General features: G+C 73.2%; 7 protein-coding genes and 1 pseudogene. 3 read left to right on the top strand and 5 right to left on the bottom strand.

From position 1 onward, the window contains the following. Nucleotides 1–8,673: pseudogene (locus IG05_RS42570) on the bottom strand (SDR family NAD(P)-dependent oxidoreductase); the annotation flags it as partial. A 373-nt stretch (nucleotides 8,674–9,046) separates the two neighbouring features. Here IG05_RS42570 and IG05_RS0128000 point away from each other — a divergent pair. Further along, on the top strand, nucleotides 9,047–9,457 hold the full coding sequence (locus tag IG05_RS0128000) for a YybH family protein (RefSeq protein WP_030346796.1): 411 nt from the start codon (nucleotides 9,047–9,049) through the stop codon (nucleotides 9,455–9,457). A gap of 92 nt (nucleotides 9,458–9,549) precedes the next feature. Here the strand turns inward: IG05_RS0128000 and IG05_RS0127995 are convergent, their stop codons facing one another. Then, the gene (locus IG05_RS0127995) at nucleotides 9,550–9,963 is read right to left on the bottom strand and encodes a YybH family protein (protein WP_234336050.1); all 414 of its coding nucleotides are present in this window, start codon (nucleotides 9,961–9,963) and stop codon (nucleotides 9,550–9,552) included. Nucleotides 9,964–10,036: 73 nt separating this feature from the next. Continuing rightward, the gene (locus tag IG05_RS0127990) at nucleotides 10,037–10,498 is read right to left on the bottom strand and encodes a flavin reductase family protein (RefSeq protein WP_234336049.1); all 462 of its coding nucleotides are present in this window, start codon (nucleotides 10,496–10,498) and stop codon (nucleotides 10,037–10,039) included. Nucleotides 10,499–10,766: 268 nt separating this feature from the next. Between IG05_RS0127990 and IG05_RS0127985 the strand changes: the two genes are divergently transcribed. Beyond that, on the top strand, nucleotides 10,767–12,371 hold the full coding sequence (locus IG05_RS0127985) for an aspartate aminotransferase family protein (RefSeq protein WP_030346793.1): 1,605 nt from the start codon (nucleotides 10,767–10,769) through the stop codon (nucleotides 12,369–12,371). Between the two features lie 526 nt (nucleotides 12,372–12,897). On the opposite strand, the gene IG05_RS0127980 is transcribed toward IG05_RS0127985, so the two are convergent. Continuing rightward, a complete protein-coding gene (locus IG05_RS0127980; protein ID WP_030346792.1) occupies nucleotides 12,898–13,779 on the bottom strand; it encodes an NAD(P)-dependent oxidoreductase in 882 nt (293 codons plus the stop codon). 55 nt (nucleotides 13,780–13,834) lie between these two features. Next, entirely contained in the window at nucleotides 13,835–15,013 is a 1,179-nt protein-coding gene (locus IG05_RS0127975; RefSeq protein WP_030346791.1) for an acyl-CoA dehydrogenase family protein, read from the bottom strand. A 362-nt stretch (nucleotides 15,014–15,375) separates the two neighbouring features. On the opposite strand from IG05_RS0127975, the gene IG05_RS0127970 reads away from it, so the two are divergent. Then, nucleotides 15,376–16,830 carry a flavin monoamine oxidase family protein gene (locus IG05_RS0127970; protein WP_030346790.1) on the top strand — a complete coding sequence of 485 codons (1,455 nt, stop codon included), beginning with the start codon at nucleotides 15,376–15,378 and terminating at the stop codon, nucleotides 16,828–16,830. Nucleotides 16,831–16,976: the final 146 nt, after the last annotated feature.

The raw sequence follows: 16,976 nt of genomic DNA, 5'->3' as shown, positions 1-16,976 counted from the left end.
ACGCCCTCGGACCAGCCGGTGCCGTCGGCGTCGTCGGAGAAGGACTTGCAGCGGCCGTCGGCGGACAGACCGCGCTGACGCGAGAACTCCACGAACGTGTTCGGGCTGTTCATCACCGTGACACCGCCCGCCAGCGCCAGATCGCACTCGCCGTTGCGCAGGGCGTTGACGGCCATGTGCATGGCGACGAGCGAGGAGGAGCAGGCCGTGTCGCAGCAGCAGGCGCTGCTGGGGGTCGGTGGCGGTCGCCTCGCGCGGCGACATGCCGAAGAACTCCCGGTCGAACAGGTCGGCGTCGTGCAGGAAGCCGCCTTCGCGGACGTACGACGTGCCCACCCGGTCCGGGTCCGGGTCGTACAGCTTCTCGATGTCCCAGCCCCGGTTGGACGGGAACTCGCTGATGGCGTCGACCCCGCCCGCGACCAGCTGCCACAGGTCCTCGGGAGAGGACACACCGCCCGGGTACCGGCACGCCATGCCGACGATCGCGATCGGCTCGTCGGTGCGGGCCCCGACGCGCTCGCGCCGGTCCCGGCCCGCGGGGGCCTGGGTGGACACCGCCTCGGCCAGCAGGTACGCGGCGAGCGCGTTCGGTGTCGGGTGGTCGAAGACCGCCGTGCTGGGCAGCCGCAGACCGGTGGCGGCGGTCAGCCGGTTGCGCAGGTCGACACCGGCCATCGAGTCGAAACCGAGGTCGTTGAAGGCACGGGCCGGGTCCACGGCGGCGGCGCCCGGGTGGCCGAGCACCGAGGCCACGGTGGCCCGCACCATGGTCAGTACGGCGTCGCCCCGCTTGGCCTCCGGCAGGCCGGCGATCTGCCGTGCCCAGTCGGAGCCGGCGCCGCCGGACGGGCCGGCCTGCGCGGCCCGGCGCGGACGCGGGCGCACCAGGCCGCGGTACAGCGCCGGGACCGGTGCCGCCGCGTCCGCCGCGAGCCTGCCCGGGTCCAGGACCACGGGTGCCAGCAGCGGCTCGTCGCCGGCCAGCGCCAGGTCGAACAGCGCGAGACCCTGTTCCGGGGTGAGCGGGGTCATGCCCGCGCGTGCCCAGCGGGCGAGGTCGGTGTCGGTGAGGGACGCCCCCATGCCGTGCGTGGCGTCCCACAGGCCCCAGGCCAGCGAGGTGGCGGGGAGGCCCTGCGCGGCGCGGTGCTGGGCGAGCGCGTCCAGGTAGGTGTTCGCCGCGGCGTAGTTGGCCTGGCCCGCGGTGCCGGTGAGACCGGACACGGACGAGAACAGCACGAAGGCCGTCAGGTCCAGCCCCCGGGTCAGTTCGTGGAGGTGCCGGGCCGCGTCCGCCTTGGGCCGCAGCACGGCGTCCAGCTGCGCCTCGGTCAGCGACTCCAGGGTCGCGTCGTCCAGGACGCCGGCCGTGTGCACGACGGCGGTCAGCGGGTGCTCGGCCGGGACCGAGGAGACCAGGGCCGCGACGGCGTCCCGGTCGGCGACGTCGGCGGCCGTGACGGTCACCTCGGCGCCGAGCGCGGTCAGTTCCCCGGCCAGTTCGGCGGCGCCGGGCGCGGCGGGACCCCGGCGGCTGCTCAGCAGCAGGTGCCGCACGCCGTGCCCGGTCACCAGGTGGCGGGCGAACAGCGCGCCGAGCCCACCGGTGCCGCCGGTGACGAGGACCGTGCCGTCCGGGTCGAAGCGGGGGGTGGGCGCCCCGGCCGCCCGGAGGGTGCGGGCGAGCCGGGGCGCGTGCAGCCGGCCGTCGCGCACGGCCAGCTGCGGCTCCTCGACGGCGAGCGCAGCGGGCAGCAGGGAGTCCGCCGCCGGGTCGTCGTCGAGGTCGATCAGTACCAGTCGGCCGGGGTGCTCCGACTGCGCCGAGCGGATCAGGCCCCAGACGGACGCGACCGCGAGGTCCACGTCGTCGGTGGGGCGTGCGGCGACGGCGCGCCGGGTCACCAGCGCGAGCCGGGAGTCCGTGAACCGCTCGTCGGCCAGCCACCGCTGGACGTGGTGCAGCACCTCGAGGGTGGCGGGCCGCGGGTCGCCCGCGTCGTCCGGGGCGGTGGGCACCCGGAGGACGACGATGTCCGCCGGCGCCGCGGAGTCGGCCAGGTCGCCGGCCTCGGTCCAGGTCAGGGAGGTGTCCGGGGCGGGCGACGGCAGTTCGTGCCACTCCACGGCGAACAGGGCACCGGCGCCGGCCTCCGGCGCCGCCGCGAGGCGGTCCCTGGGGACGGCACGCAGGGCGAGGTCCAGGTCGGCGACGGGGGTGCCGGTGCCGTCGGCGACGGCGATGGCGGCCCGCCCGGGGCCGGCGGGCGAGATCCGGGCGCGCAGCTCCGAGGCGCCCGCCGCGTGCAGGGTGACGTCGTTCCAGGCGAACGGCAGCCGGATCTGCGCCGGGTCCGTGTCGGCGCCGGCGTCCAGCACCAGCGGGTGCAGCACGGCGTCGAGCAGCGCGGGGTGCAGGCCGTACGCCGCAGCGCCCTCGGCCTGCGCGTCGGGCAGGGCCACCTCGGCGAAGACGTCGGTGCCGCGCCGCCAGACGGCACGCAGCGCCTGGAAGGCGGGGCCGTAGTCGTAGCCGAGGGCGGCCAGCCGGTCGTACACGTCGTCGAGGTTCTCGGCGGTGGCGCCGGCGGGGGGCCAGGAGACGAGGTCGGCGTCGGCGGCGGGTGCCGCGGCGGCCGGGGCGAGCAGACCGGTGGCGTGCCGGGTCCACGGCAGGGCGCGGTCGGCGGTGTCGGGGCGCGCGTGGACGGTGAACGGGCGCCGGCCGTCCCGGTCGGGCGCGTCGACCGCCACCTGGACGCGGACGGCCCCGCGCTCCGGCAGCGGCAGCGGCGCCTCCAGCGCCAGCTCCACCACGTGCGGGGCGCCGAGGTGCCCGCCCGCGGCGACGGCGAGTTCGAGGAACGCGGTGCCCGGTGCGATGACGGTGCCGACGATCGCGTGGTCGGCCAGCCAGGGCTGGGCGGCACGCGACAGGACGCTGGTGAACAGCGCGTCCTCGCGCTCGGCGAACTCCACGGCGGTCGTCAGCAGCGGGTGCCCGGCCGGGTCGAGGCCCAGGCTGCGGGCGTCACCGCGCGGCGTGGCGTTCAGCCAGTAACGGGTGCGCTGGAAGGGGTAGACCGGCAGGTCGGTGCGGGCCGCGCCGGGGAAGAAGGAGGCGACGTCGAGCGGGGCGCCCTGGGCGTACGCCGTGGCCGCCGCGGTGGCGAAGGTGTCCGCCTCGGGCCGGCCGGAGCGCAGCACCGGGACGGCGGTGACCGCGGCCGCGGTGCCCTCCAGGGTGCGCCGGGCCAGCGCCGTCAGCACGGCGTCCGGTCCGACCTCGACGAGGACGGTGGCCCCCTCGGCCGCGAGGCGCTCGGTGGCGGCGGCGAACCGGACGGTCTCGCGGATCTGCCGCGCCCAGTAGTCGGGCGAGGCGAGCTGCTCGGCGGTGGCGATCTCGCCGGTCACCGTCGAGACGATCGGGATGCGCGGGCGGTGGAAGGTGAGCCCGGCGGCCACGGCCCGGAACTCCTCCAGGATGCCGTCCATGTGCGGGGAGTGGAAGGCGTGCGAGACCGTCAGCCGGTGGGTGCGGCGGCCCGCCGCCTGCCAGTCGCGGGCGGCCTCCGCCACGGCTTCGGCGTCACCGGAGATCACCACGGACGACGGGGAGTTGACGGCGGCGACGGACACGGCGGACTCCCGGCCGGCGAGCGACGCGGCGATCTCCTCCTCGGTGCCCTCGACGGCGGTCATCGCGCCGCCGGCCGGTGCGGACTGCATGAGCCGGCCGCGGGCGGCGACCAGGACCGCGGCGTCCTCCAGGGAGAGGACCCCGGCGGCGTGGGCGGCGGCGAGTTCACCGATCGAGTGCCCGGCGAGCAGGTCGGGTGCCAGTCCGTGGTGGGCCAGCAGCCGGAAGAGGGCCACCTCGACGGCGAACAGCGACGGCTGGGTGTAGGCGGTGCGGTCGATCAGCCCCGCGCCGTCGCCCTCGCCGAACAGCACGTCGCGCAGCGGCACCTCCAGCAGACCGTCGAAGGCGGCGCACACCTCGTCGAGGGCGGCGGCGAACACCGGGTGGGCGGCGTACAGTTCGCGGCCCGCGCCGGCGCGCTGCGCGCCCTGGCCGGTGAACAGGAACGCGGTGCGGGCCGGGGCGTCCGCGGTGCCGGTGACGGTGTTCGGGGCGCCGGTGCCCGTGGCGAGCCCCGTCAGACCGGCGAGCAGGTCCTCGGTGCCGGCGGCGAGGACCACGGCGCGGTGCTCGAAGGCGGTGCGGGTCGTGGCGAGGGAGAAGCCGAGGTCGGCGAGATCGGCACCGGAGTCGGTGACGTGCGCGGCCAGGCGGGCGGCCCGCTCGCGCAGCGCCTCCGGGTCGCGGGCGGTGACGACGTACGGCGCGGGCACGGCGGCGGGGACGGCGGTGCCGGCCGGGGCGGGGGCGGTGACCGGTGGCGCCTCCTCGACGACGAGGTGGGCGTTGGTGCCGCTGATGCCGAAGGAGGAGACCGCAGCGCGCCGGGGACGGCCGGTCCCGGGCCAGGGCCGTTCCTCGGTGAGGAGGGCGATGGTGCCGTCGGACCAGTCGACATGGCTGCTCGGCCGGTCCACGTGGAGCGTCCTGGGCAGCACGCCGTGCCGCATCGCCTGGACCATCTTGATGACACCGCCGACGCCGGCGGCGGCCTGCGCGTGACCGATGTTGGACTTCAGCGAGCCGAGGTGGAGGGGGTGGTCGCTGTCGTGTCCGGGGCCGTAGACGGCCTTGAGGGCCTCCGCCTCGATGGGGTCGCCGAGGCGGGTTCCCGTGCCGTGGGCCTCGACGGCGTCCACGTCCGCGGCGGTCAGCCCGGAGTCGGCCAGGGCCTGCTGGATGACGCGCTGCTGCGACGGGCCGTTGGGAGCCGTGAGCCCGTTGCTGGCACCGTCCTGGTTGACGGCGGAGCCCCGGAGCACGGCCAGGACGGGGTGGCCGTTCTTCTGCGCGTCGGACAGCCTCTCCAGCAGGAGCAGGCCGACCCCCTCGGACCAGCCGGTGCCGTCGGCGCCGTCGGAGAAGGCCTTGCAGCGGCCGTCGGGGGCCAGCCCGCGCTGGCGGGAGAACTCCACGAACATGCCGGGCGAGGACATGACGGTGGCGCCGCCCGCGAGGGCGAGGTTGGTCTCGCCGGAGCGCAGGGAGCGGATCGCCAGGTGCAGGGCGACCAGGGAGGAGGAGCAGGCCGTGTCCACCGTGATCGCCGGGCCGACCAGGCCCAGCTGGTAGGCGATGCGGCCGGACATGACACTGGAGGTGGTGCCGGTCAGCACGCCGCCCTGGACGGACTCGGGGGCGTCGTCCATCCGCGGCCCGTACTCCAGGGCGGTGGCGCCGACGAACACCCCGGTGCGGGTGCCGCGCAGCCGCGCGGGGTCGATCCCGGCGCGCTCGACGCTCTCCCACGCGGTCTCCAGCAGGAGGCGCTGCTGCGGGTCCATGGCCAGGGCCTCGCGCGGGGAGATCCCGAAGAACGCGGCGTCGAAGTCCCCCGCGTCGTGCAGGAACCCGCCGTGCCGCACGGAGCTGTGGCCGGGCCGGTCCGGGTCCGGGTCGTACAGGTCCTCGGGCCAGCCGCGGTCGGCGGGGAACGCGGTGATGGCGTCGCCGCCGGCGGCTACGAGGCGCCACAGGTCCTCGGGCGAGGCCACGCCGCCGGGGTAGCGGCAGGCCATGGCGACGACGGCGACGGCCTCGCCGTCGGCGGCCGCCGACGTCTCGTCCGCGACGGCGGCCTGACCGAGGAGTTCGGCCTCCAGGAACTCGGCGAGGGCCTGCGGGGTCGGGTGGTCGAAGAGCAGGCCGCCGGGCAGCTGCAGACCGGTGGCCCTGGCGAGCGTGGCCCGCAGTTCGGTGGCCATCAGGGAGCTGAAGCCGAGGTCCCGGAAGGGGGTGTGGCCGGGCACGCGGTGGCCGGGCTCGTACTCCAGGACCGCGGCGATGTGGGTCTGCAGCAGGTCCTCGACGCTGCGCCTGCGTTCCGGCTCGCCGAGCGAGGCCAGGCGGCGGCCCAGTTCACCGCGCGGGGTGGCGGCCGCGGGGGCGGCGGAGGCGGCCTCGGGCAGCGCGTCCGGCAGCGGGACGGCGGCCCCGCGGGCACCCCCCAGCCAGTAGGGGCGGCGCTGGAAGGCGTACGTCGGCAGCCCGACGTGACGCGCGGGGCGGTCGCCGTACAGGGCGGTCCAGTCGGGCTCGGCGCCCCGGGTGAACGCGGTGGCCAGAGCGGCCAGGGCGGTCAGCGGCTCGGAACGCCCGGCGCGCAGCAGCGGTACGGCGGCGATGGCGGCGGCGTCCGCGGCGCAGTCCTCGGCGAGGGAGGAGAGGACGCCCTCGGGCCCGAGCTCCAGGAAGGTGCGCACGCCGGCGCTCTCCAGGGTGCGGAAGGCGTCGAGGAAGCGCACCGGACGGCGGACCTGTTCGACCCAGTAGTCGGGCGAGGTGAACTGCCCGGCGGCCACCGGCTCCCCGGTGACCGTGGAGACGACCGGAATTACCGGCTCCGAGTAGTCGAGCGAGGCCGCCACCGCGCGGAACTCCGCCAGCATCGGATCCATGTGCGGGGAGTGGAAGGCGTGCGAGACGGTCAGGCGCTTCGTGCGGTGGCCGCCGTCCCTGAGCGCGGCGGCGACCTCCTCGGCCGCGTCGGCGTCACCGGAGAGCACGAGGGAGCGGGGGCCGTTGACGGCGGCCACGGCGAGTGTGCCCTCGCGTCCCGTGAGGAGCGGCAGCACCTCGTCCTCGCCGGCCTCCACCGCGATCATCGCGCCGCCCGTGGGCAGCGCCTGCATCAGCCGGGCCCGGGCGGCGACCAGGCGCGCGGCGTCGGCCAGGGAGAGCACGCCCGCGACATGGGCGGCGGCGAGCTCGCCGACGGAGTGGCCGGCGAGCCGGTCGGGCCGCAGCCCCCAGCTCTCGACGAGGCGGAAGAGGGCGACCTCGACGGCGAACAGCGCGGGCTGGGTGACACCCGTCTCGTGCAGTGCCGTGCCGTCGGCGACGAGTTCGGCGAGCGGGCGCGGCAGGAGCGGATCCAGGTGCGCGGCGACCTCGTCGAAGGCGGCGGCGTAGACCGGGAACGTCGCGTACAGCTCCCGGCCCATGCCGGTGCGCTGGGCGCCCTGACCGGTGAAGAGGAACGCCAGCCCGCCGGGCCGTACGCTCCCGGAGACGACGGAGGCGGCGGGGGAGCCGGCGGCGAGCGCGTCCAGGCCGGCGAGCAGCGCGTCGCGGCCGTCGGCGACGACGACGGCGCGGTGGCCCAGGAAGGTGCGGGTGGTGGCCAGCGCCCGGCTGATGTCCGCGGCCGGCTGCCCGGGGTGCTCGGCGGCGAAGTCACGCAGCTTCGCGGCCTGGGCACGCAGCGCGTCCTCGTCGTGCCCGGTGACGATCCAGGGCAGCGGGGTGACGGCCGCCGGGTCGGCGCCGTCGGAGCCGGCGGCCGGACGCTCGGGGGCCTCGGAGACGACGACGTGGGCGTTGGTGCCGCCCATGCCGAAGGAGCTGACACCGGCGATCAGCGCCCGCTCCTCGTCCGGCCAGCCCGTCAGCTCGCGCTGCACGGCGATGCCCAGCTCGTCCGGTGCGATCCGCGGGTGCGGGGCCTCGAAGTTCAGGCTGGCCGGGAGCCGCCGGTGGTGCAGGCTGAGCAGCGTCTTGATCAGGCCTGCGATGCCCGCGGCGCCTTCGAGGTGGCCGATGTTGGTCTTCACGGAGCCGACGCGCAGCGCGGTGCCGGCCGTGCGGCCGCGGCCGAGCGCGGCGCCGAGCGCCGCCGCCTCCAGCGGGTCGCCGACGGGGGTGCCGGTGCCGTGCAGTTCGACGTACTGCACCTCGCCGGGGGCGATCCCGGCACGCTCGTACGCCTCGCGCAGCACCGCCTCCTGGGCGGCCGGGCTCGGCACGGTGAGCCCGTCGGTGGCGCCGTCGTTGTTGACGGCACTGGAGCGGATGACGCCGTAGATCCGGTCCTGGTCGGCCAGGGCCCGGCTCAGCGGCTTGAGGATGACCACGCCGCCGCCCTCGCCGGGCACGAAGCCGTTGGCGCGGGCGTCGAAGGTGTAGGTGGTCCCGTCGGGCGACAGCGCGCCGAAACGGGACTCGGTGACAACGTTCTCGGCGAGCAGGTTGAGGTTCACGCCCGCCACGAGCGCGCTGTCGGCCTCGCCGGCGCGCAGGCTCTCACAGGCCAGGTGGACGGCCACCAGGGAGGACGACTGGGCGGAGTCCACGGTCATGCTCGGACCGTGCAGACCCAGGTGGTACGAGACGCGGTTGGCGATGACACCGCGGTTGACGCCGGTCATCGTGTGCTGGGTGACGGCCTCGGCACCGTGCAGGTACATCAGGCTGGTGTAGTCGTCGCGCAGGGTGCCGACGAAGACGGCCGTCCTGCTGCCGCGCAGGGAGGCGGGGACCACCCCGGCGTCCTCCAGCGCCTCCCAGGCGAGTTCCAGCACGAGCCGCTGCTGCGGGTCCATCGCCGCCGCCTCACGCGGGGAGATGCCGAAGAACGGCGCGTCGAACCCGTCGACCGCGTCGAGGAAGCCGCCGCGCCCGGCGCCGAGGGAACGGCCGTCCGGGCCCCAGCGTCCCTCCGGAACGGGGGTGATGGCGTCGGCGCCACGGGTGAGCAGGTCCCAGAACGCGGCCGGGGAACCGGCCCCCGGGAGCCGGCAGGACATGCCGATGACAGCAATGGGCTCCGCCCGGTCCCCGGCCGCGCCGCCCTCCCAGGTGGGTGCTGCGTGGGTGTCGTGCTCGCTGGTCGTCACTGTCGGGTGCCCTTTCCGTACTGCGTATCGCAACGGTCCAAGACGTCCGCCTGCGCATTCGGAGCCCGGACGGCTCGGCGCGGCCTGCCACCGACGTTATGTAGCCGGGGTCTTCCGAAGATCCAACGACTGATCACGGACCGGTAATCGGTGCCCGGGCACCGCGCCGCGGTGCCCGGCGTTACCCCACGGTGAGCCCCGGGTTTCCGGCCTGCGGATAGCTTTTCGGCGTAGTTGTCACCCTCATCGCTCTTTCATTCCTCACTTTCCGGAGGACAGAAGAATGTCGAACACCGCCACCGCCGTCGAACTCCCCAAGGAGCTTGAGGCGCACCTCGAAAGCTATGTGGCCGCCTTCAACTCGGGCGACGCCGAGAGCGTCAACGCCCATTACACCGAAGCCGGCATCATCGTGTGGGAGAAGGGCAATCCGGTGAGCGGCGCGGACCGCCGGGCCGCCATCACCGAATTCCTCGCCACCATGCAGCCGCACATCGAGACCGAGGTCCGGGAGGCGTACGTCACCGGCGACACGGCCCTGCTGGTCGTCGACTGGACCATGGAGGTCAACACGGCGAGCGGCGCGGGCCGCGAGCACCTGCGCGGCGTCGGCCTGGACGTCCTGCGCAAGCAGGCGGACGGCTCGTGGCTGTACGCCGTCGACGACCCGTTCGGCGAGGAGCCGCGCGACTGACGCGACGGACCGCCGGCGAGCGGGCACACGAGAAGAGGCCGGGCCCCCTGGGGGGAGCCCGGCCTCGTCCGTCGTGCCGTACCGCGGTGCGGTCAGACGGTGATGTCGGCGACCGGACGGTCCACCGCCATCAGCCACTTGCCGCCCTCGACACGGCGGATGACATCCGTGCAGGAACCCTTGATCTGGACCAGTTCGCCGTCCTCGCCGGGCAGCCCCAGCTCGAAGTCGACCACGATGAGCGTGACGTCGTCGGCGGTGTAGGAGTGCTTGACGACGGACTTCAGCGTCGGGCCCTTGGCGAGCAGCTCGATGATGCCCTTCGTGCGCGCCTCACCGGTCAGCGGGGCGCCCGTCAGGTTGGAGATGGCGTCGTCGCGGTAGAGGTTGTCGAAGGCGGCGCCGTCACCGGAGTTGAAGATCTTCAGGAAGACGTCGTTCTGGACCTCCGGGTCATCGGTGAGTTCCAGGCTGTAGAGGTCGACGTCGGGGGTCGAGGTGGTCATGTGCATCTCCTTCGTGTGTTTCGCCGTGTCCGGCTGGTGTGTGAGACCGCGCGCCGTGCGGCGCGCGGAGTCGTCAGGCGGCCCGCGGGGCGTGGCCGAACTTGCCGTCGAAGAACGTCAGGGCGGCGTCGTCGCAACCCCGTCGGCAGTCCAGCACCCTGCCGACGAAGATCGTGTGGTCGCCCGAGACGTGCGCGTCGGTCACATCGCACTCCAGCCAGGCCAGCGCGCCGGCCAGGAGCGGAGCGCCCGTGTACTCGCCCGGTGCCCATTCGAGACCGTCGAACTGGGCGAGCCCGAGGGCACGCTTCTTGTCCGCGAAGTGCCGGGCGAGCGACTGCTGTCCGGCTGACAGGATGTTCACGCCGAAGTGCCCGGCACCGGTCAGCTCGTCGAACATGACGGCGCTGTGATCGATGGAGACCAGTACGGTCGGCGGATCGAGCGACACCGAGCTGAAGGCGTTGGCCGTCATGGCGTGGATGTGGTCACCGCCCACCGTGAGCACGGTGACGCCGGTGGTGAACTGGGACATCACATCCCGCAGCGAAGCGGCCCCGACAGACGTGCGCAGCCCCGTCCGCGAGGCCGCGGGTTCGAGCTCTGCGGATGCAGGAGTCATTTCCCCTCTTCGGATTCGGGTTGAGGGTCCCCTACGCAACAAAGGGGTGGGTGGAAAACGTATCCGCTCGGCACTTTCCCGCGCTCAATCGTCAAGTAATCGACGGTCTTCGGCCCCGCCCACGGCATTCGATGACCGCGCCGTTACCGCACACTGCCGCGCATTCGGTCATGTTGGCCACATGACCGATGCTTCCAATGCCCCTGCCGAACAACCGCAGCTGGCAGAACCCCATCTGGGGACCGTACTGGCCTCCGCCGGCCTGGACGCCGAATACGTCAGGGCGGAGGGGAACCTCCTCTACCAGCGGGACGAGGACGGCCGCGAGATCGCCGTCGTGGACTACGCGGGGGGATACGGCTCCCTCCTGCTGGGCCACAACCACCCGGCGATCACCGCGTACGCGAAGGAGCTGCTGGAGAGCGGCATCCCGGTGCACTCGCAGTTCTCCCTGCACCCGGAGGCCGCCGAGCTGGCGCTCGCCCTGAACCGGATCATCCGCCGCGAGACCGGCGACGACGAGCCGTTCTACGCCGTCTTCGCCAACACCGGCGCCGAGGCCAACGAGGCCGCGCTCAAGCATGCCGAGCTGGACCGGGGCGTCCGCCTCGGCGCGCTCCTCGAAGCCGTGGGCAGCGGCCTCGACGCGGTGCGCGACGCCGTGCGGGACGGTTCGGCGACGGTGCCCCCCGAGATCCTCGCCCGCTTCGGCGTGGACGCGGACCTGCCGGGCCCCGCCGCGCTGGACGAGCTGATCGACCGCCTCGGCGCCCACAACGAGGTCGAGGCCGGGCGCCCCCCGGTCTTCCTCACCCCGGAGGGCTCCTTCCACGGGAAGCTGGCCGGCACCGTCCAGCTCACCCACAACGAGGGCTACCGCCTCCCGTTCAAGGCGCTCGCCGCGCAGGCGCGGTTCGTCCCGCTCGACCAGCCCGGTGCCCTGCGCAAGATCGTCGACGAGGAACGCGGCACCCTGTTCGGCCTGGCGCTGGAGGACGGCCGGGTCCGGCTGTCGGAGCATGAGACGCCCGTCGTCTGCGCGTTCGTCCTGGAACCGATCCAGGGCGAGGGCGGCATCCGCGAGCTGTCGGCGGAGTTCGGCCGGGAGATCCAGGAGGTGTGCGCGGAGATCGGCGCGCCGGTCGTCGTGGACGAGATCCAGAGCGGCATGGGCCGCACCGGTGACTTCCTGGCCAGTACGCGCCTGGGGCTGCGCGGCGACTACTACACCCTCGCCAAGAGCCTCGGCGGCGGCCTCGCCAAGATCTCGGTGCTGCTGGTGCGCGCCTCGCGCTACCACGGCGAGTTCGAACTGGTCCACAGCTCGACCTTCGCCAAGGACGGCTTCTCCAACCGCATCGCCCTGAAGGTCCTGGAGCTCCTGGAGGCCGACGACGGCGCCGCGTACCGCACGGCCGCCGGGCTGGGGGAGCGGCTGCTGGCCATGCTGGGCTCCGTACGCGAGGACTTCCCCGAGGTCGTCAAGGACGTCCGCGGCCGTGGTCTGCTCCTCGGCCTGGAGTTCCACGACCAGTCGGGAGCACCGGTCCCCGCGATCGCCGAGGCGGCCGGGGCCGGCCTGTTCGGCTACCTCGTCGCGGGGCACCTGCTGCGCGGCCACCGGGTCCGTACGTTCCCGACCGCGAGCGCCCCGAACACCCTGCGCTTCGAGCCGTCCATCCTGCTGTCGGACGACGACATCGCCTGGCTGGAGACGGCGCTGCGCGACACCTGCGACATCGTCCGGGGCGGCTACCAGCGGCCTCTGGCGCTGCCCGCCGGGTGACGGACGCGACGAACCGGGGGAGCCGGTGGCCGGGACGGATGCACCGTCCCGGCCACCGGCTTTCGGCCGTTCCGGCCGCACCGTCCGGCTGCCGGTGCCCGTCGGCCCGGGCCCGCCCGGCCGAGGACCGGGACCGGCCCCCGCGGCGCCGTACACCCCGCCCCGTCCGGTGCCCCGCCGGCCGGAACCCGGTACGGGAACCCCGTCCGGCGCACCTCGCCAGCCGGAACCCGGTACGAAAACCCCGTCCGGTGCCCCGTCGGCCGGGACCGGTACGAGATCCAAGTCCGGTGCCCCGTCGGCCTGGACCCGGTACGAGACCCCGTCCGGCGCACCTCGCCGGCCGGAACCCGGCACGCGAACCCCTCCTGATACCCCGTCGGCCGGAACCCGATCCGGGACCCCGTCCGGTACACCGCTGGGCGGGCCGGTACACCGCTGGGCGGGACCCGGCACCGAGCCGTGTCCCGCCCAGCGGGTTCCCTTCCTCACCGTGCGCCGGGCGTCCCGCCGGGACGCCCGGGGGTCAGCCCTGCTTGAAGGCCTCGACCAGGCTGGCCAGGCTGTGGGTGGCGTGGCCCTGCGCGACGCGACGCTCGATCAGTGCCTGGATGGAGGCGGAGAAGTCGCTGTTGACGCCCAGCTGCTTGCTCGTCGCGACCAGGTGCTCGATCGCGGCCTTGTTGACACCGAGGCTGGAGACCTCGGTCTCGAAGCTCGCCGAGTCGATCTCCTGGGCGCTCTGCGGGATCGACGGGGTGATGACGTGCTCGATCCAGGTCAGGGCGAAAGGCGTGAAGGCCTCCGCCGAGACCCCGGCCGAGTTGACGAGGGCCACGGCGTGGAAGTAACCCGCGAGGCTCGACCACAGCAGCGACAGCAGGCCGAGGTCGTAGATCATCGCCACACCGGTGTCCGCGCCCAGGTACACGTTGTTGCCGGCGAGCGGCTTCAGCAGCTCCTCGTGCTCGGCGAACACCTCCTGGGCGCCCGCGTAGAAGATCAGGGCCTGGGGCAGGCCGATCATCTGCGGGACGGCCATGATGGCACCGTCCAGGTAGCGCACCCCGTTCTGCTCGGCCCAGACGGCGAGGGCACGGGCGTCCTCGGGGGTACCCGAGGTGAGGTTGATGACCACCTTGCCCTTGAGCTCGGCGGCGGCACCGGCGAACAGGTCGTTCAGCACCTCGTACGTGGAGACGCACGCCACGACGACCGGGCTGGCCTCGATCGCCTGCCGGATGTCGGCGGCGAAGACCGCGCCCTGCTCGACGAGCGCGTCCGCCTTGTCAGCGGAACGGTTCCACACGGTGGTGGGATTGCCGTTCTTCACAAAGGCGGTGGCCAGGGCGGTACCCATCATTCCCAGTCCGAGGACGGTCACCGGGCCCTGGTTCGTGTTCGACATGTACTTGCTCCTCATTCATCTACTCGGAATCAAGACGCCGCCGAAAAGCGGCGTCCTACAGGAAGAGGCTGTCGGGGTCGAGGCCGAGCAGCGTGCGGCCGTACACCTCAAGCCCCATGTTGGGGGCCATCAGACCGTGCCGGGACAGGCCCTGCAGGTCCCGGTAGAAGCGCTGGAACGGCGCCTTCCGGGAGAGCAGGCCGGCGCCGCTGACGGAGTGGAGGGCCTCCAGGGCCTCCTGGGTGAGCAGGATCGCGGCGCCGGCCTTGCCGCGCACCTGCGCCTTCTCCTCCCAGGTCGGCTGCTCGCCCGCGTCGGCGCGCTCCTGGAGGAAGCCGAGGTAGGTCTCGGCGAGCGCCTCGGCGGCCTCGATCTTGCTGTGCGCCAGCGCGACCTGGATCTGGGTCAGCGGGTGCTGCGACTGGTCGGTGACGTTGCTGTACGCGAGCGGCTTGCCCTTGACCGCGGCGACGAGCTCCTCGTACGCGGCGCGCGCCATGCCGATGTAGACGGCGACGGACTCGGCGACGACGAAGCTGATCAGGCTGTAGTCGCGCCCCTGGGAGCCGGTGACGGCACCGCCGCCGCTGGTACCCATGACGGCGTCCTCCAGGGTGACGACCCGGTGGGCGGGGACGAAGAGGTCCGTCGCGCTCGACGTCGAGCTGCCGGTGGCGATGGCGGCCGAGACGTGCCAGTCGTCGGCGATGGTCAGCTGCTCCACCGGGACCATGGCGTACACCTCCTCGACGGTGCCGTCGGGGTGCTCCAGTTCGGCGGCCAGCAGGTCCCAGTGCGCGCCGCGGACACCGGAGTTGAAGCGCCAGGCACCGTTGAGGACGTAGCCGCCCTCGGCGGGGACCATCTTCGCGGTCGGGGTGAAGCCGCCGGAGATGCGCACCGATCCGCCCTTGAAGATCTCCTCCTGGGCCTCCAGCGGGTACAGCGTGGCCATCCAGGCGCTGGAGATCCAGGCGACGGCCACCCAGCCGGTGGAGCCGCAGCCGCGGGAGATCTCGGTGATGATCTCGACCTGTTCCTTCAGCGAGAGGTCCAGGCCGCCGAAGCGCTTCGGCACGGCGATGCGGAAGACGCCGGCCTTCTCCAGGAGGTCGATGTTCTCCTGGACTATCCAGCGCTGGTCCTCGGACGCCAGGCCGTTGGCCCGCAGCGTCGGCACGATTTCCCGGACCGCCTTGAGAATGTTTTCCGCTTCAGTGGACCTGACGGCCATCCCTGCTCCTTGGTGGGTTCGGCGGGGGTGAAAGGCATGGCGCAGATCAGTCAGCGCCGTTTCCGTTTCGGGGCCTGAACAAATTAAGTGAGACCGGCCCATCCCCTGGCCACCAGCGAGTAACCGTCCCGTCCCGGCCAAGCTAACCAGACATCCGGCCGCGGGCCGGCACCGAGCGTCCACCGGACGGTAACCCACCGATCAGCGGCAACCTTTAAACCTGCGGAGACAGGCGATTATCAGTCAATGCCAAAAGCCGGATGGATTTCGGTCAACTGCAACTAGGGTGATTGTCCGTTCAGGTGACCACAGCAGCGCTTGATTCCTGGACAACGGACCACGTTGTGTACAAGGGGACTGGAATGAAGCACAAGAAAGAGACACTCTTCGGGGGAGCGCGGACCACGCGTCGCGCGATACTCAAGGCCGGCGCTGCCGCGGGGGCGCTGGGCGCCGCCGGTGTCGCCTCCGCCCACACCGCCTCCGCGGCCGGATCGGTGACCGAGACCGGCCGCAGCTACGACGCCATCGTCATCGGCGGCGGCTTCGCCGGGGTGTCGGCGGCACGGGAACTCAAGGCCAAGGGGAAGCGCACGCTGATCCTCGAAGCCCGCGACCGCATCGGCGGCCGGGCCTGGTCGAGCACGTTCTCGGGACTGCCGATCGAGTTCGGCGCGACCTGGATCCACCCCAGCCAGACCCGGGTCTGGAACGAGGTCCAGCGCCTGGGCATCGCCACGGTGGACGACCCGAACCCCGACTTCACGGTGTTCGCCACGGAGTCCGGCGGCTACGCCAGGCAGGACCTGACCTTCCTCGACCAGCAGGACGCCATCCTGCGGAAGTTCGTCGAGGGCGCCGAGACGTACATGCCGAACGCCTACGACCCCTTCTCCCGCGAGGACCTGCTGGTCGACCTCGACAAGCTGACCCTCGGCGACCGGGCGCGCCAGCTGCGGCTGTCGACGCTGGAGACGAACTGGGTGAGCGCCACCACCGGCGCGTACGGCGGCGGCTTCGAGCGCGGCTCGCTCACGCAGCTCGCCCGCTGGTGGGCGCTGTGCGGCTACAACACCGAGACGTTCCACGGCATCAACGTCACCCGTCCCGTGGGCGGGATGAAGACCGTCGTCTCCAAGATGCTCGCCGAGTCCGGTGTCACCGTCCTCTACAACACCCCGGTCACCAAGGTCACCGACACCGGTTCGCGGGTCCAGGTGACGGCGGGCGGCCTGGTGTACGACGCCGCGGCCGTGGTGGTGGCCGTACCGGTGAACACCTGGAACTCCATCAACTTCAGCTCCGGCCTGCCGGCCGAGTTCTCGCGGCTGAGCACCCAGAGCGTCGGCGTGCCGACCGCCAAGAAGGTCTTCATCCAGGTCCAGGGCGACATCGGCCGCCCGCTGGTCAACGGCAAGAGCGGCGCGCTGCTCGACCTGGTCCTCACGCACGCCGACAAGTCGTCCCAGGGCACGGTGCTCATCGCCTTCAGCGTCAACCCGAACCTGGACGTCACCAGCGTGTCGCAGGTGCAGGGCGCCGTCAGCGAGGTGCTCCCGGGCACCAAGGTGCTGTCCGTCAAGGGCCAGGACTGGGGCAAGGACGCCTACGCCAAGGGCGGTTGGACCTTCATGCGTCCCGGTCAGCTGCTCGGCTCCCTGCGTGTCGTCCGGCAGCCGTACGGCCGTCTGGTCTTCGCGGGCAGCGACATCGCGACCGGCTGGGCCGGCTACGTGGACGGCGCCATCGAGACCGGCGTCCGGGCCGGCGGCCTCGCGGCCGGCCTGACCGCCTCCGCCGCCTCCGTGAGGAGCTGACCCCGGAACGGACCCGGACCGCTCGCTCCCCGGGGGGACGGGGGGCGGCGACGGGCAGCCGGCCGGGCGCCTCGACGGGTCGAGGGGGATCGCGGCCGCTCGGCCGGCGCCCGCCGGGAGTCCGGGAACGAAGGTCGCCACGAGTT

This window comes from Streptomyces sp. NRRL S-1022 (genome assembly GCF_000720135.1).
GTDB lineage: Bacteria > Actinomycetota > Actinomycetes > Streptomycetales > Streptomycetaceae > Streptomyces.
Note: the sequence above shows the minus strand (reverse complement) of the source record. Positions and strands in the feature narration are given on the sequence as shown.

Excerpts from the sequence above, each read along its gene's own strand:
- IG05_RS0128000 (WP_030346796.1), top strand. The coding sequence starts at position 9,047 with ATGTCGAACACCGCCACCGCCGTCGAACTCCCCAAGGAGCTTGAGGCG.
- IG05_RS0127995 (WP_234336050.1), bottom strand. The coding sequence starts at position 9,963 with ATGACCACCTCGACCCCCGACGTCGACCTCTACAGCCTGGAACTCACC.
- IG05_RS0127990 (WP_234336049.1), bottom strand. The coding sequence starts at position 10,498 with ATGTCCCAGTTCACCACCGGCGTCACCGTGCTCACGGTGGGCGGTGAC.
- IG05_RS0127985 (WP_030346793.1), top strand. The coding sequence starts at position 10,767 with ATGACCGATGCTTCCAATGCCCCTGCCGAACAACCGCAGCTGGCAGAA.
- IG05_RS0127980 (WP_030346792.1), bottom strand. The coding sequence starts at position 13,779 with ATGTCGAACACGAACCAGGGCCCGGTGACCGTCCTCGGACTGGGAATG.
- IG05_RS0127975 (WP_030346791.1), bottom strand. The coding sequence starts at position 15,013 with ATGGCCGTCAGGTCCACTGAAGCGGAAAACATTCTCAAGGCGGTCCGG.
- IG05_RS0127970 (WP_030346790.1), top strand. The coding sequence starts at position 15,376 with ATGAAGCACAAGAAAGAGACACTCTTCGGGGGAGCGCGGACCACGCGT.